General features: G+C 74.3%; 19 protein-coding genes. 9 read left to right on the forward strand and 10 right to left on the reverse strand.

Going from position 1 to position 22082, the window contains the following annotated elements; all coding sequences use genetic code 11:
• Positions 1 to 3: 3 nt before the first annotated feature.
• The gene (locus tag AB0C99_RS01855; protein ID WP_362468196.1) at positions 4 to 813 is read left to right on the forward strand and encodes a N,N-dimethylformamidase beta subunit family domain-containing protein; all 810 of its coding nucleotides are present in this window, start codon (positions 4 to 6) and stop codon (positions 811 to 813) included.
• 79 nt (positions 814 to 892) lie between these two features.
• Here the strand turns inward: AB0C99_RS01855 and AB0C99_RS01860 are convergent, their stop codons facing one another.
• The gene (locus AB0C99_RS01860) at positions 893 to 2056 is read right to left on the reverse strand and encodes a hypothetical protein (RefSeq protein WP_362468198.1); all 1164 of its coding nucleotides are present in this window, start codon (positions 2054 to 2056) and stop codon (positions 893 to 895) included.
• Between the two features lie 277 nt (positions 2057 to 2333).
• On the opposite strand from AB0C99_RS01860, the gene AB0C99_RS01865 reads away from it, so the two are divergent.
• Positions 2334 to 3371, forward strand: a complete 1038-nt coding sequence (locus tag AB0C99_RS01865; protein WP_362468199.1) for a hypothetical protein — start codon at positions 2334 to 2336, stop codon at positions 3369 to 3371.
• Between the two features lie 128 nt (positions 3372 to 3499).
• Here AB0C99_RS01865 and AB0C99_RS01870 read toward each other — a convergent pair whose 3' ends face one another.
• Entirely contained in the window at positions 3500 to 3949 is a 450-nt protein-coding gene (locus AB0C99_RS01870) for an SSI family serine proteinase inhibitor (protein ID WP_362468201.1), read from the reverse strand.
• Positions 3950 to 4361: 412 nt separating this feature from the next.
• Here AB0C99_RS01870 and AB0C99_RS01875 point away from each other — a divergent pair, with 412 nt between their 5' ends.
• Complete coding sequence (locus AB0C99_RS01875; protein WP_362468203.1) at positions 4362 to 5594, forward strand: FAD-dependent oxidoreductase; 1233 nt, start codon at positions 4362 to 4364, stop codon at positions 5592 to 5594.
• Between the two features lie 33 nt (positions 5595 to 5627).
• Complete coding sequence (locus AB0C99_RS01880; protein ID WP_362468205.1) at positions 5628 to 6530, forward strand: RNA polymerase sigma-70 factor; 903 nt, start codon at positions 5628 to 5630, stop codon at positions 6528 to 6530.
• A gap of 80 nt (positions 6531 to 6610) precedes the next feature.
• On the opposite strand, the gene AB0C99_RS01885 is transcribed toward AB0C99_RS01880, so the two are convergent.
• The 3 genes from AB0C99_RS01885 to AB0C99_RS01895 form a co-directional block, all read right to left on the reverse strand.
• Positions 6611 to 8224 carry a transporter gene (locus AB0C99_RS01885; protein ID WP_362468207.1) on the reverse strand — a complete coding sequence of 538 codons (1614 nt, stop codon included), beginning with the start codon at positions 8222 to 8224 and terminating at the stop codon, positions 6611 to 6613.
• Positions 8221 to 9063 carry an ABC transporter ATP-binding protein gene (locus AB0C99_RS01890; protein WP_362468209.1) on the reverse strand — a complete coding sequence of 281 codons (843 nt, stop codon included), beginning with the start codon at positions 9061 to 9063 and terminating at the stop codon, positions 8221 to 8223. The genes AB0C99_RS01885 and AB0C99_RS01890 overlap by 4 nt, the downstream gene beginning before the upstream one ends.
• Positions 9064 to 9180: 117 nt before the next feature.
• A complete protein-coding gene (locus AB0C99_RS01895) occupies positions 9181 to 9846 on the reverse strand; it encodes a bifunctional DNA primase/polymerase (RefSeq protein ID WP_362468211.1) in 666 nt (221 codons plus the stop codon).
• Between the two features lie 303 nt (positions 9847 to 10149).
• On the opposite strand from AB0C99_RS01895, the gene AB0C99_RS01900 reads away from it, so the two are divergent.
• Positions 10150 to 11532, forward strand: coding sequence for a transcriptional regulator (locus AB0C99_RS01900; protein ID WP_362468213.1), 1383 nt, complete (start codon positions 10150 to 10152; stop codon positions 11530 to 11532).
• Positions 11533 to 11702: 170 nt separating this feature from the next.
• Positions 11703 to 13079: a hypothetical protein gene (locus AB0C99_RS01905; protein WP_362468215.1), complete on the forward strand. Its 1377-nt coding sequence runs from the start codon at positions 11703 to 11705 to the stop codon at positions 13077 to 13079.
• A gap of 6 nt (positions 13080 to 13085) precedes the next feature.
• Here AB0C99_RS01905 and AB0C99_RS01910 read toward each other — a convergent pair whose 3' ends face one another.
• Entirely contained in the window at positions 13086 to 14354 is a 1269-nt protein-coding gene (locus AB0C99_RS01910) for an ABC transporter substrate-binding protein (protein WP_362468217.1), read from the reverse strand.
• Between the two features lie 192 nt (positions 14355 to 14546).
• On the opposite strand from AB0C99_RS01910, the gene AB0C99_RS01915 reads away from it, so the two are divergent.
• On the forward strand, positions 14547 to 14993 hold the full coding sequence (locus tag AB0C99_RS01915) for a hypothetical protein (protein WP_362468640.1): 447 nt from the start codon (positions 14547 to 14549) through the stop codon (positions 14991 to 14993).
• A 46-nt stretch (positions 14994 to 15039) separates the two neighbouring features.
• Positions 15040 to 15891, forward strand: coding sequence for a formyltetrahydrofolate deformylase (gene purU / locus AB0C99_RS01920; protein WP_362468219.1), 852 nt, complete (start codon positions 15040 to 15042; stop codon positions 15889 to 15891).
• 14 nt (positions 15892 to 15905) lie between these two features.
• On the opposite strand, the gene AB0C99_RS01925 is transcribed toward purU, so the two are convergent.
• Complete coding sequence (locus AB0C99_RS01925) at positions 15906 to 17144, reverse strand: maleylpyruvate isomerase N-terminal domain-containing protein (protein ID WP_362468221.1); 1239 nt, start codon at positions 17142 to 17144, stop codon at positions 15906 to 15908.
• A complete protein-coding gene (locus AB0C99_RS01930; protein ID WP_362468223.1) occupies positions 17141 to 17725 on the reverse strand; it encodes a sigma-70 family RNA polymerase sigma factor in 585 nt (194 codons plus the stop codon). The genes AB0C99_RS01925 and AB0C99_RS01930 overlap by 4 nt, the downstream gene beginning before the upstream one ends.
• Before the next feature lie 225 nt (positions 17726 to 17950).
• On the opposite strand from AB0C99_RS01930, the gene AB0C99_RS01935 reads away from it, so the two are divergent.
• Positions 17951 to 18349, forward strand: a complete 399-nt coding sequence (locus AB0C99_RS01935; RefSeq protein WP_362468225.1) for an STAS domain-containing protein — start codon at positions 17951 to 17953, stop codon at positions 18347 to 18349.
• A gap of 77 nt (positions 18350 to 18426) precedes the next feature.
• Here the strand turns inward: AB0C99_RS01935 and AB0C99_RS01940 are convergent, their stop codons facing one another.
• Both AB0C99_RS01940 and AB0C99_RS01945 read right to left on the reverse strand, forming a co-directional pair.
• Positions 18427 to 20082: an ABC-F family ATP-binding cassette domain-containing protein gene (locus AB0C99_RS01940; RefSeq protein ID WP_362468227.1), complete on the reverse strand. Its 1656-nt coding sequence runs from the start codon at positions 20080 to 20082 to the stop codon at positions 18427 to 18429.
• 284 nt (positions 20083 to 20366) lie between these two features.
• A complete protein-coding gene (locus AB0C99_RS01945) occupies positions 20367 to 21884 on the reverse strand; it encodes an AMP-binding protein (protein WP_362468229.1) in 1518 nt (505 codons plus the stop codon).
• Positions 21885 to 22082 lie beyond the last annotated feature (198 nt).

A 22082-nucleotide genomic window follows, 5' to 3' on the forward strand; every position in this document is an offset into this window, starting at 1 on the left:
CCCATGCAGCTCGCTCGCCGTACGGTCCTGCTCGCGGCCGGTGCCGCCTCCGCGGCGCTCGCCGTCGCCGCCCCCGGCACGGCCGCCGCCGGGCCGCTGCCCCCGGCCGGCCCGCACACGGGCGACAACCCCGTCGTCCGGGAGAACGGGGCGGCGGGCTCCGACACCTGGACCGTCGGCAGCGGCGAGACCTGCGGCGTGGACCCGAGCCGCCCCGAGATCCAGGGGTACGCGCGCGCCGCCTCGGTCGAGCCCGGCCAGGAGCTCGCGCTGCGCGTCTCCGCGCGCGCGGGCGGCACCTGCGAGGTGGCGTTCTACCGGCTGGGCCACTACGGCGGCGACCGCGCCCGCCACCTGCGCACGGTGGCCGAGGTCCCCGCCGACGGGCGCGAGTGGCGGACCCGGATCCCCGCCGACTGGATATCCGGCCTCTTCCTGGCCGTCCTCACCACCTCCGAAGGGCGCCGCGCCTACACGCCGTTCGTGGTCCGCGAGCCCGCCCGCCGCTCCGACGTGCTGGCCGTCGTCCCGCTGAGCTACGCGGGCCGGCGCCCCTACCCGGGCCTCGGGATGCCCGGGACGCTGGGCACGGACACAAGCACCGCCCGCTGGCTGGAGGAGGCGGGGTACGACGTCACGTACGCGACCGAGGAGGACGTCCGCGCCCGCCGGGTCCGCCCGGCCCGCTACGGGGCGGTCGTGCACCCCTCGGCGACCGCGCTGCCCCGCCCGCTGGCCCTCGCCGAGCCGGGCCACACGGACGAGCGCACGCGGACCGAGGCCGCCGCCCTCCTCGACGGCCTCCTCCGCTAAGCCCGCGCCCGGCCCGCGCGCCCGGCCCGCGCGCCCGGCCCGCGCGCCCGGCCCGCGCGCCCGGCCCGTGCCGAGGGCGTCAGCAGACCCAGAAGCTGACGTCCGCGCCCACCCAGCCGATCAGGCTGCGCTCGTCCCAGATGGTCACCCTGCCGTCCGCGGCGACCTCGAAGCGCACGGCCATGGTGTCGCCGTTGACGGCGCCGCCGCCGACCACGCCGACCAGCCGCTGGGTGCGGTTCGGCCGCACCCGAGGCGGCAGCGTGAACAGCACCTCGCCCTGCGCCCAGGCGGTCCCGTCCCTCTTGTCCACCGAGAAGTGCAGGTGCACCCGGTCGCCGTCGATCCGGTACTGGGGCTTGTAGTTGTTGCTGTTCGGGGGGTAGGCGACGTTGTCGTACGAGATCTCCACCCACGGGTTCGTCCCGGGGTGCGGGAAGCGGGCCACGTTCAACTGGCGCACGCCGTCCGGCCGTCCGGCGATCCCGAAGGCCAGGGTGTCCTCGTACACGCAGATGCCCTCGGGCTCGCGGTAGGCGATGCCCGGGAAGGCGGTGACGGGCTGGGACTGGAGCACGGCCCCGGAGGCCCAGTCGACGCTGGTCACGAGGAAGTTGTCGATGTTCTGGTCCCCGTACAGGAAGTAGAGCCGGTCGCCCAGGCTCGTGAAGCCCTGGAGCGTCTTCCCGCTCGCCTCGAAGTTCGTCGACCGCACCCGCGAGAACATGCCGGTGGCGGCGAGCCCGAGGTCGTACGCGTCGATGCCGCCGACCGCCGACGGCGAGGGCACGTTGTTCGACTGCCAGCGGAAGACCAGGTGGTTGCGGGTCGGGTCGATGGCGGCCGAGACCCGGTACACGCCCGTGCGCGGGGTGCGCACGACGGACGGGTCGGAGGCGTCGGCGGTGCCGTTCTCCGCGTACGGGATGCGGGCGAGCGCCGTGGCCCAGCCGCCGTTCGGCATCGAACCGGCCCACAGATACGTCCCGGCGGCGGTCCGCTCGACACAGAGCCCGGTGCCGTGCCCGGACCGGCCTATGTGCATCCTGTCGACGAGGACGCCGTCGACGGTCAGCCGGGAGACCGTGACCCGGTCCATGTCCTCCGGCGTGCCGTCCGGCTGGCAGACGTACCAGAGCTGGTCGACGGTCTCCCAGAACACCGACTGCGCGACGCTGACCGACGAGGCCAGCGTGGCGCCGACCAGCAGCGGGGGCGTGACGGCGGAAGCGAGCTTGATCACGTGGCGTCTCCTCAAATGCGGCAGGAGAGGCCGAGCCTAGGGCCGGAAGGGCGTTCGAGTGGGGCGTACGTGATCACCGTCTCGCGCCGCCGCGGACCACCCCGGCGCCACCCGGCCCGGCCCCGCCCCAGGTCTAGGCCAACCCCCCAGGTCAGGGCCCCATAACCGGCCGCCGTGTCCCGGGAACCGGCCATACCCGCGCGGACTCCGTTGACGCCCTTCCCGCGCCCGCCCAGCATTACGTGTTCATGCCAGCAACGGAGATCGAGGTGTACACGTGTCGGGCATACGCCACAGACGCAGGCATTCCCTCGCGGCCGGCCTCGCCGCCGCCGTCGCCCTCTTCCTGGTCCCCACCACCGCGATCGCGACCGCCGCGACCGCCGCCACCCCCACTGCCGCCGCGGCGGCCGCCTCCGGCCCCGCCGCCGCGGTCGAACACGCCGTACCGCGCGCCGATTCCGCGCGGCTCACGGAGTACTGGACCCCCGAGCGGATGGCCCGCGCCGTCCCCGCCGAGCGCGTGGGCCGGGCCCCGCAGGGCGCCCCCGCCGTCCCGGCGCCCCCGCGCAAGCCCACCGGGCCCGCCGCGACCGGCTCCGACCCGGTGGCGGGCGGCGCGCCCGCGCCCGGCGGGATCGGGATCAAGGTCAGCGCGACCCAGGTCGTCGGCAAGGTCTTCTTCACCGGCTCGGACGGCAAGGACTACGTCTGCTCCGGGTCGGCGGTCAACAGCACCAACAAGAACATGGTGTTCACCGCCGGACACTGCGTCCACGGCGGCCCCGGCCAGTCCTGGAACTCCAACTGGCAGTTCGTGCCGTACTACGACCACGGCAACCGCCCCTACGGCACCTGGTCGGCCGAGACCCTGGTCGCCTTCAACGGCTGGACCCAGAGCGGCAACTTCGGCTACGACCTCGGCATCGTCATCACCGCGCCCAACTCCAGCGGCGAACTGGTCAACGCGGTCGGCGGACTCGGCCTCCAGTGGAACCAGTCCAAGGACCGGTACGTGACCTCCATGGGCTACCCGCAGGCCCCGCCCTTCGACGGCCAGTGGCAGTACTTCTGCGGCGCCACGAGCTCCCAGCGCAGCGCGTCCGTCGCCGACCAGATCAAGATCCCGTGCAACATGACCGGCGGATCCAGCGGCGGCCCCTGGATCTTCGGCAAGGACGACAACGTCTACTACAGCGGCTGGGTCAACGGCGTGAACAGCAACGTGGACAGCGCCACCGCCCCGACCCAGATGCGCTCGCCGTACTTCGCCACCTGGGTGGGTGACGCCTTCAACACGTACTCCTCGTACTGAGGACGCCTGAGGATGCCTGAGGGCGCCTGAGGACGCCTGAAGGCGCCCGAGAGCCCCGCCCCACGCGCCGCAGAGGCCGGACCCCGCCCGGGGCCCGGCCTCCTTCGCGTACGCGATCACCGGTGGTCTCAGAAAGCGAAGACCGACCGCTCGCCCGTCTTCTCCCGCAGCTCGCACGCGTTGCCGTAACGGGCCGTCCAGTTCACCCGCTTGCCCCGCCAGACCCCGGCGCCGGTGACCACGATCGGGTCCCACTCGCGGGTACAGGGCCGCTCCCCGGGTAAGCCGCCCGCGAGCCGCGACAGGTCGCCGCCGACCGTCACCAGCTCCGCGCACGCCTCCTTCGGGGCCGGGTGGGTGCCGCCGGGCGTGGGGGAGCAGACCAGGGTGACCGCGCGGTCCACGGTGGCCGTCGCGGCGCGCTCGCCCTTGCCGACGGTGAGCACGAGGGCCGAGGGCGGGTAGAGCCCGGCGGGCGCGGCCTCGGCTTCGGCGTCGCTGGTGATCGCGGTGGCGATGAGGGCGAGGCCGGTGGTGGTGGCGAGCGCGGTGGCGCCCAGGGTACGGAAGTAACGCACGGGGGTGTCCCTTCGCGTGTGAGGTGCGGATACGGACGGGAGTCTCGTCGACGCGGAGGGTGATCGCACGCTCGCTCACCGCTTTCCGGCCGTACGTGCGAACGGCGGCCTACCGACCGGTAGTTCGGGCAGCTCGGGGCGGGTGCGCGGCGGCGGGGAGGAGCGGCGGTCCGGGCGTGGCGCCCGGCCGTTCAACCGTGAAGGACGCCCTGGCCTGCGGGAACGCGGGAAATGTTCCGAGTTGGAGCATTCTCCCGCGCGGCCGATCGACCGGAACGTTCCGTTCAGAGCGGGGACACGGGCCGGGGCGCGGGCCCGGACGCGGCCGGGGATGTGAGCCGGGCCACACGGTGTCACAGGACGGGCCCGCCCGGTGTCCTGTGTCCGAACCGCCCACCACGGAGGAGCCACCATGAACGAGCACCCCGCCACCCCCGCCCCCACGACCGCCACCCCCCACGTCGTCGTCATCGGCGGCGGCTACGCCGGCGTCATGGCCGCCAACCGCCTCACCACCCGCGAGGACCTCACCGTCACGCTGGTCAACCCGCGCCCCTCCTTCGTCCACCGGGTCCGCCTGCACCAGCTCGTCGGCGGCACCGACCCGGCCGTCATCGCCTACGCGGACGTCCTGGCCGAGCGGGTCCGGCTGGTGGTCGACTCCGCGACCCGGATCGACGCGCCCGGCCGGGGGGTCGAGCTGGCGGGCGGCGGCACCCTCTCCTACGACTACCTGGTCTACGCGGCGGGCAGCGGCACCGCCGACCCGGAGGTCCCCGGGGCCGCCGCCCACGCGTACCCGATCGGCACGCTGGAGGACGCCGAGCGGCTGCGCCCGGCCCTCGACGCGGTCCCCGCCACCGCCCCGGTCCTCGTCGTCGGCGCCGGGCCGACCGGCATCGAGACGGCCGCCGAACTGGCCGAGGCGGGCCGCCCGGTGACCCTGGTCTGCGGCGGCGCCCTCGGCCCGTACCTGCACCGGCGCGGCCGGCGCTCGGTCGCCGGGCGGCTGGCCGCCCTCGGCGTCACCGTGGCCGACGGCCCCGGCGCCAAGGTCGCCGAGGTGCGCGCGGACGGCGTCACGCTCGCCGACGGGCGCGCGCTGCCGGGCGCGCTGACCGTCTGGACCGTCGGCTTCGGCGTGCCGGACCTGGCCGCGCGCAGCGGCCTCGCCACCGACGCGCTGGGCCGCCTGCTCACCGACGAGACGCTGACCAGCGTCGACGACGACCGGGTCATCGCGGCGGGAGACTCGGCGGCGCCCTCGGGGGTGCCGCTGCGGATGGGCTGCCAGTCCGCGATGCCGATGGGCGCGCGGGCCGCCGACACGGTCCTCAGCCGGCTCGCCGGGGAGCGGCCCGCCCCGCTCCACCAGCACTTCGCCGCCCAGTGCCTCAGCCTCGGCCGGGGCGCGGGCGTCTTCCAGTTCGCCAACCGGTCCGACGAGGCGGTGTGGTTCCACATCGGCGGCGCCCTGGGCGCGAAGCTCAAGGAGACGGTGTGCGCGTTCGTCCCCGAGCACCTGGCCAAGGAGGGCCGCAAGCCCGGCTCGTACCGTCTGCACACCGGCTCGGGCGGCCCCGCCCGCGCGAAGTCCCTCCGGGCCGCCGCCACGACGGCCCCGGCCCCCGCCCGCAAGGGCTAGCGCGCCATGGGACCCGCCGACCACGATGCGTTCATGAACGCCCAAGGGGACACACCGGCCGACCCGGCGACCGACACCTTCGTCGCGCACCGCAACCTCCTCTTCACCGTCGCGTACGAGATGCTCGGCTCGGCCGCCGACGCCGAGGACGTCCTCCAGGAGACCTGGCTCCGCTGGAGCAGGGTGGACCTGGACGGGGTCGAGGACCGGCGCGCCTACCTGGTCCGGATCACCACCCGGCAGGCCCTCAACCGGCTGCGGACCGTGAAGCGCCGCCGCGAGGCGTACGTCGGGCAGTGGCTGCCCGAACCGCTGCTCACCACCCCGGACGTGGCCGAGGACGTCGAGCTCGCGGAGAGCGTGTCGATGGCGCTGCTGCTGGTCCTGGAGACGCTCTCGCCCACCGAGCGGGCCGTGTTCGTGCTCCGCGAGGTCTTCGAGGTCGGGTACGACGAGATCGCCGCCGCCGTCGACAAGACCCCGGCCGCCGTCCGCCAGATCGCCCACCGCGCCCGCGCACACGTGGACGCCCGCCGCCCCCGCACCACGGTGAGCGCCCGCCAGGCCCGCGCGGTCCTGGAGTCCTTCCGCCAGGCGCTGGAGAGCCGGGACCCCCAGCGGCTGCTCGACGTGCTCGCCCCCGACGTCGTGGTCCTCAGCGACGGCGGCGGCATCCGCCAGGCCGCGGTGCGCCCGATCGTCGGCGCCGACAAGTTCACCCGCCTCTACCTCGGCGGCTCCGCCAAGGCGGGGGTCACGGTCACCTGCGAGCCCACCCTGCTCAACGGCAACCCGGCGCTCCTCGTCCGCACCGACGGCGAGATCGACGGCGTCATGGCGGTCCGCGTCGAGGACGACCGCGTCGGCGGCCTGTACTACGTCCGCAACCCGCACAAGCTGACCCGCGTGTCCGAGGCCACCCCGCTGACCCGCTGAAGCCCCGCCCCGGGGCACACGAAAGGGCCGGACCCCTCCACGAGGAGCCCGGCCCTTCCCGTACAAGCGGCGGAAGCGGCCTAGCCCTTGCTGACCGCCGCCAGGATCTCCGGCAGCCGCCCCGACACCCGGGGGGCCGCCAGCTTCAGCCCCGCCCAGGTGATCAGCCCGCCGTACAGCACGCCGACGGGCAGCAGCAGCCACATGAGACCGCCGTCGGTCTCGAAGTGGAGGAAGAGCATCAGGACGATCACCGGCGCGCACAGCACCGCCGCCGAGATCATGCCGCCGAAGATGGACATCCAGGCGAGCCCGCCCTGCCCCGGCGCCACGTTCTTGTACGCGCTGTCCTGCGGGATCGAGTACGGGAAGGTCGCCGAGGCCACCGAACCCGTCGCCATCATCGCGCCGAGCAGCGCGAAGGCCAGGCCCAGCGCCTGCGGCAGCTGGTGCCAGGCGTCCAGCATCCCGGCCGTCACGGCCGTCACCAGCGCCGTGTACGGCACGGTGATCACCAGCAGCGCCAGCGCGCGGGCCCGCAGCTCGGCGTAGGCGTCGGCCTTCGTCGCGATGGTCTGCGCGACCATCCAGAAGGCCGAGGTGTCCTGCCCGAACTGGTTGTACATCTGGATGCCGAGCATCCCCGAGGCGAAGCACGCGAAGTAGATCGTGCCGGTGCCCTGGAGGGCGTTGAAGACCGGGATGATCGCGCCGATGGCCAGCGAGGTCACCCACGCGGCCTTCGTCTTCGGGTCCCGCCAGATGTAGCGCAGGCTGCGCTCCATGACGGTGCCGGTGCGCCCGCCCGGCAGGATCCGGCCGAGCAGCCCGGAGGACGCCTTGTCCTTGGCGGCGGGCGCGGCGGCGCCGACGGTGGAGCCGTCCGGCTCGACCATCAGGCGCACCAGGCTCCGCTGCCACCAGTAGAGCAGCCCGGCCAGCGCGGCGGCGGTCAGCAGCAGCTTGGCCGCGGCCGGCAGGTAGGCGCCGCGCCCGGCGTCGTCGACGGCGGAGACGGCGGCGGCGGGCGGCAGCCAGCCCACGACCCGGGCGGCGGGCTCGACGGCGCTGAGCCCGCCGGCCTCGCTGAGCCGCTGCGCGCCGAAGTTGACGAGCTGCATCCCGACCGCGATGACGAGGCCGGAGAGCACGGCGAGGTCGCGGCCCTTGCGGGAGGTGAGGAGGCGTACGTTGGCCGCCGCCACCGACCGGGAGAGCGCCACGCACACCAGCACCACCAGCGGTACGGCGAGGACGGCGGCGACGGTCCCGGCGGCGCCGCGCGCGACCGCGAGGGCCGCGCCGACACCGACGACCAGGGTGAAGACGGGTCCGATGCCGACCAGCGAGGCCACCAGCAGGGCGCGGACCAGCGGGCGGGGCCGCAGCGGCAGCATGACGAGCCGCGAGGGGTCCAGGGTCTCGTCGCCGCTCGCGATGAACAGCGGCATGACCGTCCAGGCGAGCGTCAGGATCCCGGCGAGCAGCACGGTGACGGTCGCCGCGTCGTCGTGGCCGCGCAGCACCAGGAAGCCGATCAGCAGCCCGATGGCGAAGACGGCGGCGAAGACGACGGACAGGACGTAGGCGGCGGTCCGGCCGCCGGACTGCTTGAGCCCGTTCTTGAGCAGGGACAGCTTGAGCCGTACGAAGACGGAGGTCAGCGAGGGGACGGGCGCGGTGGCGGTGGTCATCGGCCCGAACCGCCCAGCCAGTCGAGGGACTCGCCGGACTCCCGCCCGTTGGCGCCGACCAGCTCCAGGAACGCGGCCTGGAGCGAGGGCGCGTCGCCGCGGACCTGCGCCAGCGGGCCCTGCGCGCGGATCTGGCCCGCGGCCATCACGGCGACCCAGTCGCACAGCGACTCCACGAGCTCCATGACGTGGCTGGAGAAGACGACGGTGGCGCCGGAGGAGGTGTAGCGCTCCAGGACGCCGCGGATGGTCTGCGCCGACACCGGGTCCACGCCCTCGAACGGCTCGTCCAGGAAGAGGACTTCCGGGTTGTGCAGCAGCGCGGCGGCCAGGCCGATCTTCTTCCGCATGCCGGTCGAGTAGTCGACGACCAGCTTGTGCTGGGACCCGGCGAGGTCGAGGACCTCCAGGAGCTGGGTGGCGCGCTTGTCGACCTCGGCGCCGGGCAGCCCCCGCAGCCGCCCGCTGTACGCGAGGAGTTCGCGCCCGGAGAGGCGCTCGAAGAGCCGCAGGCCCTCGGGCAGGATGCCGATCCGGGCCTTGACCTGGGCGACCGACTCGGGGTCGGCCCAGACGTCGTGGCCGGCGACCTGGATGCGTCCGTGGTCGGGGCGGAGCAGGCCGGTGATCATCGAGAGCGTGGTGGTCTTGCCGGCGCCGTTGGGGCCGACGAGGCCGATGAACTTGCCCGCGGGCAGGACGAGATCGATCCCGTTCACCGCGATCTGCTGGCCGAAACGCTTCCACAGCCCCTCGACCCGGACGGCGGGCGCCGCACCCGTCCCCTGTGCCTCGCCCGCCGCTTCGAACACTCCGTCAAATGCCTGGTCAGGCATCATGCTGCGTCAACCCTTCGGTGGTCCCCGTCTGACGGGAACCACCTTACGGCCGCACTTGATCCGGCCATATGGTCCTAAGGCCCGAAGGTCGAAGGGCCTGAGGGGCCGGGCCGGAGGTCAGCCGGCGCGCCCCCGGGCGTCCGCCGCCTCCCGGCCGCAGGCGTAGGCGAGGGCGCTGATCAGCTCCTCCGCGTCGGGCAGCCAGCGGTTCGCGGCGGTGGGCTTGCGGGCCCACTGGACGGCGCCGAAGCCGCCGACCCGGGTGGGCGGCGCGGCGACGAAGTGGCCCTCGCCGCGCGTCGCGAGGTCGATGGCGGAGGGGACCCAGCCCATCTTGCGCACCAGGTCGGGCACCTTGGCGGCGGCGCCGGGCAGCACGAAGAAGAACATCCGGCGGTCGGGGGTGCAGGTCACCGGGCCGAGCGTCAGCTCCATGCGCTCCATGCGGGCCAGCGCGAGGAAGCCGGCCGAGTCGGAGACCTCCAGGGCGTCGAAGGTGCGCCCGGTGGGCAGCAGGATCGACGCCTTGGGCTGCTTCGACCACATCCGGCGGGCGCCGACGGCGCTGCCCGTGGCCTGGGTCGACCAGTCGGGCCGCGCGGGGTGCGCGCCGGGCGAGGCGCACGCGTCCGCGCCGCACGAGCAGCGCTCCCTGCCCTCGACCGCCTCCAGCCAGGTCCCGGGGAACACGTCCCAGTGGCGCTCTTCCGCGTACCGCACGGCGTTGTCCAGCAGCAGCTCGCCCCGCTGCTTGGGGATCTGTGCGGCGTCCGTGACTCCCATGGTCTCTTCCACGTCGAACTCAACTCCCGCCGCCACCTGGGGTTACGGGCGGGGGCCGGAGCGGTCTGGAGCATCGATCCTGCATGTGGGGCGCACGGTTGCACGGGCGGGGGCGCGCGCGGGGCGGGGGAGCGGTGGGCGGGTAGGGACGGAACGGGAGGGCGCCGGTGCGGCGCGCGCCCCGGAGGCGCTCGCGACCGACGTGTCCGGTTTCGCGTGTTCACATCGGCATTGACCGGATATCTGCCGGGCATTGATCAGTCCTGTCGTTGATCACCGCACGGCCTCAGGGGGTTAGTCATCATGGCAGCCAGGCCACTCGTCGCCCGCCAGCCCAACGAACGGCTGCAGGCGCTCATCCAGGAGGCCGCGTGCTCCAACGCCGGCCTCGCCCGCAGGGTCAACATGGTCGGCGCGGAGCGCGGACTCGACCTGCGGTACGACAAGACCTCGGTGGCGCGGTGGCTGCGCGGGCAGCAGCCGCGCGGCCGGGCGCCCGGAGTGATCGCGGAGGCGCTCGGCCGCAAACTCGGCCGCACGGTCACGATCGACGAGGTGGGCATGGCCAACGGCCGCAACCTCGCCTCCGGTGTGGGCCTCCAGTTCGCGCCGACCGTGCTCGGCGCCATCGAGCAGGTCTGCGAGCTGTGGCGCAGCGACGTGGGCCGCCGGGACTTCCTGTCCGGCTCCGCCGTCGCCGCCTCCGCGCTCGTCGAGCCCAGCCGCGACTGGCTGATCACCGGCGCCGACCCGCAGGTGGCCCGGGCCGCCGGGGCGCGCGTGGGGCCCTCGGACGTGGCGGCGGTACGGGCCATGACGGCGGCGCTCGTCGACCTCGACCGGCGCTTCGGCAGCGGGCACGTGCGCCCGGTGGTCGTCCACTACCTCAACAGCGTGGTGTCGGGGATGCTCTCCGGCTCGTACCGGGAGGCGGTCGGCCGGGAGCTGTTCGCGGCGGTCGCCCGACTGACCGAGCTCGCCGGGTACATGGCGGTGGACACCGGCCAGCCGGGGCTCGCCCAGCGCTACTACATCCAGGCGCTGCGCCTCGCGCAGGCGGCCGGGGACCGGGCGTACGGCGGCTATGTGCTGGCCGCGTCGATGAGCCACCTGGCGGCCCAGCTCGGCAACCCGCGCGAGATCGCGCAGCTGGCGCGGGCGGCGCAGGAGGGCGCGCGGGGCCGGGTCACGCCGCGCGCGCAGGCGATGTTCCTGGCGGCGGAGGCCCGGGGCCACGCGCTGCTCGGCGACGTGTCGTCCTTCGAGCCGGTGGCCGGGCGCGCGATGGAGGCGCTGGCGCAGGCCGACCCGGAGAAGGGCGACGACCCGGACTGGATCGCCCACTTCGACGGCGCCTATCTGGCGGACGAGCTGGCGCACGGGCACCGGGACCTGGGCCAGGCGCGGGCGGCGGCGCGGGCGGCCCGGGATTCGCTGGCCGGGCACCCGGAGACCCGGGCCAGGCGGCGCGCGATCGGCCTGGCGCTGCTCGCCTCGGCGCAGGTGCAGCAGCGCGAGGTGGAGCAGGCGTGCCAGACGGGCACCCGGGCGCTGGAGCTGCTCACCACGCTGCGCTCCACGCGCGGCATGGAGTACCTGGAGGACCTGCGGGACCGTCTGGAGCCGTACGCGGGGGAGGCGGTGGTGCGGGAGTTCGGGGCGAGGCTGGAGCTGCAGGCGGCGTAGCCGGGGCCCGGGGCGGCCCGGGGCGGGCCCCGGACGGCCCCGGTCGGCGCGGCGCGTCCTGCGTCACACCTCTGTCACACGTGTGTGCGGGGCCGGGGGCGCACCCGGTAGCGTGGGCCGACGCTTCCGTAGGTACGCAGGTCCATCAGCAGGCAGCAGTAGGAGTCCCGGTGACGCACAGCGGACAGGGGCCGGAGCAGCAGTATCCGGCCGCTCAGCCCCTCCCCCCCGAGGTGCCCCCCGGCGGGTTCCCCGACGCCCAGGCGACGCAGTACCTGCCGCCGGTCCCGGCGCAGCCGCCGGGGGCCCCGCAGCCCCAGCCCGGTTACGGCTATCCGGCGGCGCCCCCGCCGCCGCAGCCGGGCTACGGCTACCCGCCGCCGCAGCAGTACGCCGAGCCCCAGCCGGGGTACGGCTATCCGCCGCCGTACCAGCAGGCCCCGCCGCCGCAGCCGGGGTACGGCTACCCGCAGCAGCCCCCGGCCGCCGACGCGCAGGCCACGCAGTTCCTGCCGCCGGTGCCGCCGGCGGCCTCGGACGCGCAGGCGACGCAGCTGATCCCGCCGGTCGCCCCGGGCCCCGTCGCCCCGGGCCCGGACCTCGCGGCGACCCAGTACATCGCGCCCGTACCGTCCCAGCAGGCGCCGCCGGCCGCGCCGGTCCCGCCGATGCCGCAGGCCGCCGCCGAGCGCCCGCCGCTGGCCGACTTCGAGAACCTGTTCCGCAGCGAGGACCCGCAGCGGACGCCGCCGCCCGCGCAGCCGGTGGTGCAGCACCAGCAGCCCTCGGTGCAGCTGCACGCGCAGCAGCACCAGCACCAGCCGCCGCAGCCCCCGCAGCAGTACGGCGGCTTCCAGGAGGCGTACTACGACGGGGGCGACGGGCGCGACGAGCCCGAGCCGCGCCGCAAGTCGCCCCTCGCGCTGATCGCCGCCGTCGTCGCGGGCTGCGCGGTCGTCGGGCTCGGCGCCGGGATGCTGTTCAGCGGCGGCGACGAGAAGACCAAGGACGACGCCAAGGGCAGCCAGAACGTGGCCGCCGGGTCCTCCGCCCCGGCCTCCGGCGGGGACGCGAAGGAGCAGGCCGCCGACCCGGCCGAGGCGCAGGCGAAGGAGCTGGACAAGCTGCTCGCCGACAGCAACAGCAGCCGCGACGCGGTGATCCGCTCGGTCGAGGCCATCAAGACCTGCTCCAACCTGGACCAGGCCGCCTCCGACCTGCGCGGCGCCGCCGAGCAGCGGCGCGGGCTGGTCACCCGGCTGGAGAAGCTGTCCGTGGACAAGATCCCGGACAGTGGGGCGCTGACCGCCGCCCTCACCAAGGCGTGGCGGGCCTCGGCCTCGGCCGACGACCACTACGCGGCCTGGGCGGACCAGGCGAAGAGCAAGAAGGTCTGCAAGGGCGACCGGGCCCGCTCGACCCCCGAGCTGGCCGAGGCCAACAAGGCGAGCGGCGAGGCCAGCGCGGCCAAGCGCGAGGCGGCCGGGCTGTGGAACCCGACCGCCGAGAAGTACGGCCTGAGCAAGCGGGCCCAGACCCAGCTGTAGGAGGCGCTACGGCGCGGCCAGCACGGTCGCGCCGACGTCGACGAAGCCGGGCTTCTGCGCCACCAGCCGCCCCTGGCGGACCACCTGGAACGTCACGTCGTGGTTGACGATCCGGGGGAAGCCGGGGGCGCCGAGCAGGTCGTCGTACCGCCAGCGCAGCGGCGGGGTCAGCCCGCCGGTGTCGACCCGCACGCCGTTGTCGAGGGCGTGCGAGAGCTGGACGGCGCTGATCCGGTCGCTGTCGAGGGACTCGACGAGCTGCCTGAGCACGGTGTACGCGATCCAGGTGGTCTGCACGCCCGCGTCGGTGGGGTCGACCCGGTTGTCGACGAAGGCGTGCTCCTGGATCACCTTGCGCATCGGCGCCCAGCTCTTGTCGGCGGCCTCCGGGTACCAGCCGGTGACGTAGGCGCCCTCGAAGGGGCTGCGGGCGCCGCCGGTGCGGTCGATGAGGGGCTGGCCGACGCTGCCGAGCACGGACGAGATCCGCACGTCCCCGCCGCTCTTGTCGTCCCCCTCCTCCTGCGGGAGGCGCCGGAACGAGTCGAAGAAGGTCTGGGTGCGCTCGCCGAGGACGGCGGTGACGCAGCCGCCCTCGCCCCCGGCGCGGGTGCGGGCCCGGTCGGCCTGCGCGGTGTACTCGGCGGCGTCCTCGACCGCCGGGATGTCGACGGCCTGGTGGCCGCTGGCCTTGCGCAGGCCGGAGTTGAGCAGGTCGGGCAGCTTGTCGCCCGCGATGGTGTCGGGGCGGACCAGCGAGACCTTGCGGCAGCCGGCCGCGAGCTGCATCCCGTGCCCGGCGATGAGCGACGCCTGGCCGCCGTTGACGGGGTACGAGAGCGGGGAGGTGAACTCGTCCTCCGCGATGCCGTAGCCGCCGATGTACGGGATGCCTGCGGCCTCCAGCGGGGCCATGAAGGCGCGCCCGTTCTGGCTGTACGAGCCGACGACGGCGACGGCGCCCTCGCGGACGGCCCGCCGGGCGCAGGCGGCGGCGCCGGCCGGGGTGTTCTGCTCGTTGCAGGTCAGGACGCGCAGCTCGTGCCCGTCGAGGCCGCCCTGGCTGTTGGCCCAGCGGGCGTAGGTCTGGGCCATGGCGGGCATGCCGGGCATGTTGGTGGCGCGGGTCTGGTCGGGCGCCCAGGTCATGACGGTGACGGGCTCCCTGGAGCCCCCCGTGGCCCCAGGGAGTACGCCGCAGCCGGTGAGCAGCGACGCACCCGCCGCCGCTGTCGTGACGTACGCGAGGAGTGAGGTGAGTCGCCTGCCGGTCATGCTCACGCACACTTCCGCCCCCTGGGTAACGCGGGAGTGAGCGCGTTTCAACGGTGGGTGACGAGAAGGTGAATTACGGGGGCCGCCGAACCCTGGAGGGGGCCTGTCGGTGCGGGAACGTACGATCGAAAGATGTCCGGTACCACCTCCCCTTCGGTGAACTCTTCCCGTCGCGGCCGTCGCTCCTCCACCATGGGCGACATGCCTCTCAACGACATGCCGTGGTGGCGCTGGCGCGCGAACGTGCGCTCGGCGCTGCACATGCTCTCGGACCCGGGGTTCCACGAGACGACCTGGCTGGCCGGCCAGGAGGGATACGGGGACGTCACCGACGCCGTCTACCGCCTGGTCGAGGACACCTGGCTGGACAACTGGACGGCCGAGAAGTACGTGGGGACGATCTTCCGCGACTCCGCCGAGGCCGCGCTCGTGGACGTCGCCGTGCTGCGGGTCCTGCGGATCATGCACCAGGTCGGGCCGGACGCCCGGGTCTCCGCGTATCTGGAGCACCACGGCTGGCCGGAGGCGGTCCGGGCCGCCCGCGAGGCACACGTAAGGATGGCGACGGCGGACGGCGAGGACCCCGAGACACCCCCGCGTTCCCTGGAGATCCTGCGCATCATGACCCGTTCCGCCTGACGGACGGCGGCACGGGCGGGCCGGTCCGGTGTGGCAGGCTGGGCCAATGACCGACCAGTACGTCCTCACCCTCTCCTGCCCCGACAAGCAGGGCATCGTGCACGCCGTGTCGAGCTATCTCTTCATCACGGGATGCAACATCGAGGACAGCCAGCAGTACGGGGACCGGGACAGCGGTCTCTTCTTCATGCGGGTCCACTTCTCGGCGGAGGCGCCGGTCACGGTGGAGAAGCTGCGGGCCAGCTTCGCCGCGGTGGGCGACTCGTTCACGATGGACTGGCAGATCAACCGGGCCGACGAGCGGATGCGCGTCGTGCTGATGGTGTCGAAGTTCGGCCACTGCCTCAACGACCTGCTGTTCCGCTCGCGGATCGGGGCGCTGCCCGTCGAGATCGTGGCGGTCGTCTCCAACCACACCGACTTCGCGGAGCTCGTCGGCTCCTACGGCATCCCGTTCCGGCACATCCCGGTCACCAAGGACACCAAGGCTGCGGCCGAGGCCGAGCTCCTCGCGCTGGTCGACGAGGAGAACGTCGAGCTGGTCGTCCTCGCCCGCTACATGCAGGTGCTCTCCGACGACCTGTGCAAGCGGCTCTCCGGGCGGATCATCAACATCCACCACTCCTTCCTGCCGAGCTTCAAGGGCGCCAAGCCCTACCACCAGGCGCACGCGCGCGGCGTGAAGCTCATCGGCGCCACCGCCCACTACGTGACGGCCGACCTCGACGAGGGCCCGATCATCGAGCAGGAGGTCGAGCGGGTCGGCCACGAGGTGACCCCCGACCAGCTCGTCGCCGTGGGCCGGGACGTCGAGTGCCAGGCGCTGGCGCGCGCGGTCAAGTGGCACGCGGAGCGCCGCATCCTGCTCAACGGGCGCCGCACGGTCGTCTTCGCGTAGGCCCGGCCCGGCGGCTACATCCGGCTCAGCGACGCCGCCGCGCACAGCACGTCGTGGATCGCCTCGCGGTCCCCGTCCTGCCCCGCGGCGGCCTCCTCCGGCGAGATGTGGCCCGCGATCAGCTGCCCGAACTCGGCGCCGTCCATCGCGACCTGCGCCACCGTGCGCTCGCGGGAGCCGAGCGCGGCGGGCGAGTCCAGCGCGATGTACCAGTGCCCGCCGCCCGCGCCCTCGATCTCCAGGTGCAGCGAGCGGCCCGGCGAACCGGCCGCGACCAGCTCGCGGGCCGGGGCCGCGAGACCCGAGCGCCGCCGCACGGCGAGGGCGCCCGGGAGCTGCCGCGCCGCCAGGTCGATCATCCCGTGCAGGTGCGCCCCGCTGGGCGGCTCGTACGGATAGGCCACCGCCTGCGCGATGTCCCCCGCGTGCACCCAGCACTCGAAGGCCCGCTCCAGGAGCGAGTCCCGCAGCGGCAGCGCGAACTCCCCGTACGTCACCGTCAGCTCCCCGACCCCGCGGCCCGCGAAGGCGGCCGTGCGGATCAGGGTGTGGCTCTGCTCCCGCCACGGCTCGCGGATCGCGCGCGTCGGCGGCCGGGACGAGCCCGACCAGTACGCCTCCGTCCGCTCGGTCGGCGACAGCTCGCCGATGCCCGCGCCCAGCGGGTCGTCGAGGCCGAGCGACGCCGCCACCAGGCCGTCCACCGCGAGGAGATGGCCGATCACCCCGGCCACGGTCGTCTTCCGGTTCACCCGGCGCTCGTCCTCGTACCACTTCAGCCGCACCGGGGCGTGCCACTCCGGCTCGCCGATGTCCCGCAGCAGCGCGTCCAGCCGCGCGGTCTCGGCGTCGTACGGGGTGGCCCAGGCGGGCACCGGGATACGGGCCGGGCGCCGGCCCAGACAGTTCTCCAGCACCCGCGAGCGCAGCAGCGGATCCAGGTCCAGCTCGCGCTCGGCGTGCAGCAGCCCGACCGCGTCCCGCAGCCGCAGCGCCTCCTCGGCGCAGGGCGCGCACTCGGTCAGATGGTCCTCGACCGCCTGCGTCTCCTCCGCCGAGCACGCGGACAGCGCCCAGGCGCCGAGCAGCGACTTGAGCACCCGGTGCGGCAGCGGTTCGGGCGGCGCCGCGGGCTCCGGGGCCGGGGCGGGGTCCGGGGGCGACAGCTCCGCGTGGTCGTCGGCGGCCCACCGCGGGCCCGGTATCCGCGGGGCGCGGGCGGTCTCCTCGGGGTCGCCGTTCGCCCCGGTCACAGCGGGCGTCCGTAGGAGCCGGGCGGCGGGGAGCCCTCGATCGCGCGGGTGTGGGCGGTGGAAAGCAGCTGGAGCCCGAGCCGCAGCCGGCGGCGCGCCTCGTCCTCGGTGACGCCGAGGTCGGCGGCGGTCTGCCGGTAGTCCCGGCGCTGGAAGTAGGCCAGCTCCAGGGCCTGGCGCAGCGGGGTGGGCATGGAGGTGACGATGTAGTCCGCGCGGGCCGCGACCGAGGCGCGCCGCACCTTCTGCTCCAGCTCCTCCGCCGAGCCCTCGCCGCGCTCCGCGTACGCCACGGCCTCGTTCTGCCGCAGCCGGTGCACGGCCTGCCGCTGGGTCAGCCGGGCGACCCAGGCGCGCATGTTGCCCTGCTTGGGGTCGTAGGCGTCGGGGTTCTCCCAGATGTAGCCGAAGACCTCGCGGGTGATCTGGTCGGCCGCGTCCTCGTCGTCGAGCACGCGGTGGGCGAGGCTGTGCACGAGGGAGGCGAAGCGGTCGTACAGCTCGCCGAGGGCCGCCGCCTCGCCGCGGGCCAGGCGCTGCTGCATCCTGCGGTCCCAGCGCGGTGGTGTGTCCTTCGCCATCCGAAACCCTCCCGGCCCCTCCGTACGCCCGGCCCTCCTGACCCGGTTCCCTCACCAAAGTAATGGGCCGGAACCCGGCGCACTCCTCTTTGCCACAAGTGCGCCCTTGACGGATCGGCGGATGGTAAGGAACGGGGCAAGCTCGGCTCCGGGGGTTTCGCGGCGCCGCGACGGGGCAGCGGGAGACCAGCAGGAAGCACTGCCTCCGTTTGAAAGGCTCCGCTTGTGACGATCCGGGTCGACGAGGCCGAGCAGAACCCATGGACCGTGCTGCGCGTCAGCGGCGAGATGGACCTGGTCACCTCCCCGCAGATCCGCAGACGTGTACACGCCGCCGTCGCGGGCGGCCGGCGCGACGTGGTCCTCGACCTGTCCGGGGTCCTCTTCTGCGACTCCAGCGGCGTCGGCGTGCTGATCGCCGCCCGCCGCCTGATGCGCTCCTGCGGCGGGCGGCTGCGGATGGTCCTGCCCGCCCGGGGCGCCGAGGACGCCGCCCACGTCAACCGCGTCCTCGCCGCCCTCGGCGTCCGCCGCCTCTTCGACGTGTACGCGGACCTCCCCGCGGCCCTCGACGAGCGGGCCGAGCCGCTGCGCCCGCCGTCCCCGGCGGCCCGCGCCTCCTAGGGCCTGTCGTCAAAATCCCGTCGTCGCCCGGAGGGCGGCATGGCGTCGCGAGGCAGACGGGAGTGTGACGACAGGCCCTAGACCCCCGTGTCCGTCAGGACCCCGTCCGCGAGGAGCAGTCGGCGGGTCACGCCGATCTCTCGCAGGAAGCGCTCGTCGTGGCTGACCACGACGAAGGCGCCCCGGTAGGCGTTCAGGGCGCTCTCCAACTGGCCGGTGGAGACGAGGTCCAGGTTGTTGGTCGGCTCGTCCAGGAGCAGCAGGTGCGGGGCCGGCTCGGCGTACAGCACGCAGGCCAGGGTGGCGCGCAGCCGCTCGCCGCCGGACAGGGCGCCCACCGGGAGGTGGGCCCCGGCGCCGCGGAAGAGGAAGCGGGCGAGCAGGTTCATCCGCTCGGCCTCCGGGAGCTGCGGCGCGAAGGCGGCGAAGTTCTCGGCGACGGTGCGCTCCTGGTCCAGCAGGTCCAGGCGCTGGGAGAGGACGGCGACCCGCCCGTCGGCCCGCCGCAGCGTGCCGGAGTCCGGGTCGAGCCCGCCGCCGATCAGGCGCAGCAGGGTGCTCTTGCCCGCCCCGTTCGGCCCGGTCAGCGCGATCCGCTCGGGGCCGCGCACGGTGAGGCCGAGGCCGGGCTCGGCGAACACCGGCCGGTCGCCGAGCCGGACCTGGAGCCCCTCGCCGGTGAAGAGGGTGCGGCCCGCGGGCACGTCGGTGCCGGGCAGGTCGAGGACGAGCCGCTGCTCGTCGCGGACCGCCCGCCCGGCCTCGTCCAGGCGCGCCTGGGCGTCGCCGACCCGCCCGGCGTGGGTCTGCCCGGCGCGGCCCGCGGACTCCTGGGCGCCGCGCTTCATGTTCCCGGCGAAGATGCGGGGCAGCCCGGCGTTCTTGAGGTTGCGGGCGGCGTTGCTCTGCCGCCGCTCGGCGCGCTCGCGGGCCTGCTGCATCTCCCGCTTCTCCCGCTTGAGCTCCTGCTCGGCGCTGCGCACGTTCTTCTCGGCGGTCTCCCGCTCGGCCCGCACGGCCTCCTCGTAGGCGGTGAAGTCGCCGCCGTACTGGCGCAGTTCGCCCCGGTCGAGTTCGGCGATGCGTTCCATCCGGTCGAGCAGGGCGCGGTCGTGGCTGACGAGCAGCAGGCTGCCGCGGAAGTCGGTGAGGACGTCGTAGAGGCGGTGCCGGGCCGCCAGGTCGAGGTTGTTGGTGGGCTCGTCGAGGAGGAGCACGTCGGGGCGCTTCAGGAGCTGTCCGGCGAGCCCGAGGGAGACGGCCTGGCCGCCGCTGAGGGTGCCGAGGCGCCGGTCGAGGGCGAGGCCGCCGACCCCGAGGCGGTCGAGCTGGGCGCGGGTGCGCTCCTCGATGTCCCAGTCGTCGCCGATGGCGGTGAAGTGCTCCTCGGCGACGTCGCCGGACTCGACGGCGTCGATGGCCCGGATGACGGTGTCGACGCCGAGCACCTCGGCGACGGTGAGCCCGGCGGTGAGCGGGAGGCTCTGCGGCAGGTAGCCGAGGGTGCCGTCGACGGTGACGGTGCCCGCGCGGGGGCGCAGGACGCCGGCGATCAGCTTGAGCAGGGTGCTCTTGCCGGAGCCGTTGGGGGCGACCAGGCCGGTGCGGCCGGGGCCGACGGCGAAGGACAGGTCGGTGAAGACGGTGGTGTCGTCGGGCCAGGAGAAGGAGAGCCGGGAGCAGACGACGGAGGCGCGGGAAGGAACGGAAGAGCCGGAAGAGACGGAAGACATACGGGTGACCTCGTACGGGAGGAGGCCGGGCAGGACGGAACACTGCCCGTGCCGGGGCGGAAGGAGGGGACGACTACGGGGCCGGCGGCACGGCGCTCACACGCGCCTCCGCGGCCTGCCGGAACCGGGACTCACCCGGAGATGTCGTCGTCACCCGCCATGTCGCCACGCTCCTCGTCGTACGGTCACGTCCTTTCGAGGCTAACAGGACCCTCCGCCTCCGGCGTGGAATTACGGCCGGGCGGCCCGCCGGGCGGCCCGCGGGGCGGGTCCGGGGCGGCGGCTCAGGCGTACCGCTCCCGCAGCTTGTACTTGAGGACCTTCCGCAGGGTCTCGTTGCGCGGCAGGGCGTCGACCAGCTCCAGCTGCTCCGGCAGCTTGACCACGGACAGGCCGGCGGCGCGGAGGAAGGCGGTGACGGCCTCCAGGGTGAGCGGCTCGGCGCCGGGGGGCTGTTCGATCACGGCGCAGACGCGTTCGCCGCGCTCGGGGTCGGGCAGCCCGATCACGGCGGCGTCGCCGACGCCGGGGTGTTCGTGGAGGAGGTCCTCTATCTCCTTGGCGGAGATGTTCTCGCCCTTGCGGATGATGATGTCCTTGATCCGGCCGGTGAGGACGAGGTGGCCGCCCGGGGTGAGGTGTCCCACGTCGCCGGTGATGAGGAAGCCGTCCTCGTCGAAGGCGGCGGCGGTCTGCGCCGGGTCGAGGTAGCCGCGGCAGACGGCCTCGCCGCGCAGCCGGACCTCGCCGGCGGCGGTGATCCGGATCTCCATGCCGGCGGGCGGGCGGCCCTCGGTGGTGGCGAGGTTCTCGGGGGTGTCGCCCGGGTCGCCCATGGTGATCATGGGGACCTCGGTCATGCCGTAGCCGTGGGTGAGCTGGCAGCCCAGCTCGCGCACGACCGCGTGGTAGACCTCCGGCGGCTTGGGCGCGCCGCCGCCCGCGAGGAGCCGCAGGGTGGGGATGACGGGCTCGCCGGGCTGTTTGCGCTGCTCGGCGAGGAACATCGAGTAGAAGGCGGTGGAGCCGCCCGCGACGGTGACGCCGTGCTTGCGGTACTCCTCCAGCGCGTCCGGCAGCGCGAACTGCTCGAACATCACCGCGGGGAAGCCGTACAGCAGCAGCATCACCGTGTAGTCGGGCCCGGCGATGTGCGCGTACGGGAAGGCCATCGAGCCGACGTCGGTGTCGCTGAGGTGCAGGGCGTGCGCCAGGCAGGAGCCGCCGGCGAGCAGCGAGCGGTCGGTGTGCAGGACGCCCTTGGGGTCGGAGGTGGTGCCGGAGGTCCAGTAGATCCAGCGCACGTCGGTGCCGGAGGCGGGCGGCGGCGGCAGGACGGCCGGGTCCCCGTCGGGCAGCGCGTCCGGCTCGTACGCCTCGAAGACCCCGCGCGCGCCGAGCCGCCGGGCCATCCCGGTGTGGTCGAAGCCGCGCCAGACCCCGGGGACGGCGAAGAACTCGGCGCCGGACTCGCGCAGCGCGAAGCCGACCTCCTTGTCCCGGTAGAAGGGGATCACCGGGGTCTGTACGGCCCCGAGCCGGGCCAGCGCGAAGGACAGCACCGCCGTCTCGATCCGGGTGGGCAACTGCCAGGCGACCACACTCCCGGGCCGCACCCCCATCCCGTACAGCCCGGCGGCGCACCGCTCGGCCCGCCCGCGCAGCTCGCCGAAGGTGAGGACCCGGTCGCCCTGGAGCAGCACGGGCCGGTCGGGGGTGAGGGCGGCCCGGCGTTCGACGAGCTCCCAGAGCGTGCGGGACTCGCCCAGGGCGTGTGCGGTCTCGGTCTCGGCGTCGGTCACAGGGCCCCCTAGCTGACTGACCGTCAGATGTCGTGCAGAGCGTAGAGGGCCGGTCCTCGGCGGTCCAGGGGTGCGGAGCTAGCGTCTCTGATCGGCTGCGCGGCCCCTCGCGGGGTGTCGTGCGCCTGGCCGCACTGCCATCGCGGAGGGGTGGCGTGGACGTGCAGGTGGAAGCCCGCACCCCGTGCCGCTCCGCGT

The organism is Streptomyces sp. NPDC048659, assembly GCF_040650575.1.
Lineage (GTDB): Bacteria > Actinomycetota > Actinomycetes > Streptomycetales > Streptomycetaceae > Streptomyces.

Coding starts and splice junctions, on each gene's coding strand:
- purU (WP_362468219.1), top strand. CDS start 15,040: ATGACCGACCAGTACGTCCTCACCCTCTCCTGCCCCGACAAGCAGGGC.
- AB0C99_RS01915 (WP_362468640.1), top strand. CDS start 14,547: ATGGGCGACATGCCTCTCAACGACATGCCGTGGTGGCGCTGGCGCGCG.
- AB0C99_RS01880 (WP_362468205.1), top strand. CDS start 5,628: ATGAACGCCCAAGGGGACACACCGGCCGACCCGGCGACCGACACCTTC.
- AB0C99_RS01900 (WP_362468213.1), top strand. CDS start 10,150: ATGGCAGCCAGGCCACTCGTCGCCCGCCAGCCCAACGAACGGCTGCAG.
- AB0C99_RS01890 (WP_362468209.1), bottom strand. CDS start 9,063: ATGATGCCTGACCAGGCATTTGACGGAGTGTTCGAAGCGGCGGGCGAG.
- AB0C99_RS01885 (WP_362468207.1), bottom strand. CDS start 8,224: ATGACCACCGCCACCGCGCCCGTCCCCTCGCTGACCTCCGTCTTCGTA.
- AB0C99_RS01895 (WP_362468211.1), bottom strand. CDS start 9,846: ATGGGAGTCACGGACGCCGCACAGATCCCCAAGCAGCGGGGCGAGCTG.
- AB0C99_RS01910 (WP_362468217.1), bottom strand. CDS start 14,354: ATGACCGGCAGGCGACTCACCTCACTCCTCGCGTACGTCACGACAGCG.
- AB0C99_RS01930 (WP_362468223.1), bottom strand. CDS start 17,725: ATGGCGAAGGACACACCACCGCGCTGGGACCGCAGGATGCAGCAGCGC.
- AB0C99_RS01855 (WP_362468196.1), top strand. CDS start 4: ATGCAGCTCGCTCGCCGTACGGTCCTGCTCGCGGCCGGTGCCGCCTCC.
- AB0C99_RS01875 (WP_362468203.1), top strand. CDS start 4,362: ATGAACGAGCACCCCGCCACCCCCGCCCCCACGACCGCCACCCCCCAC.
- AB0C99_RS01940 (WP_362468227.1), bottom strand. CDS start 20,082: ATGTCTTCCGTCTCTTCCGGCTCTTCCGTTCCTTCCCGCGCCTCCGTC.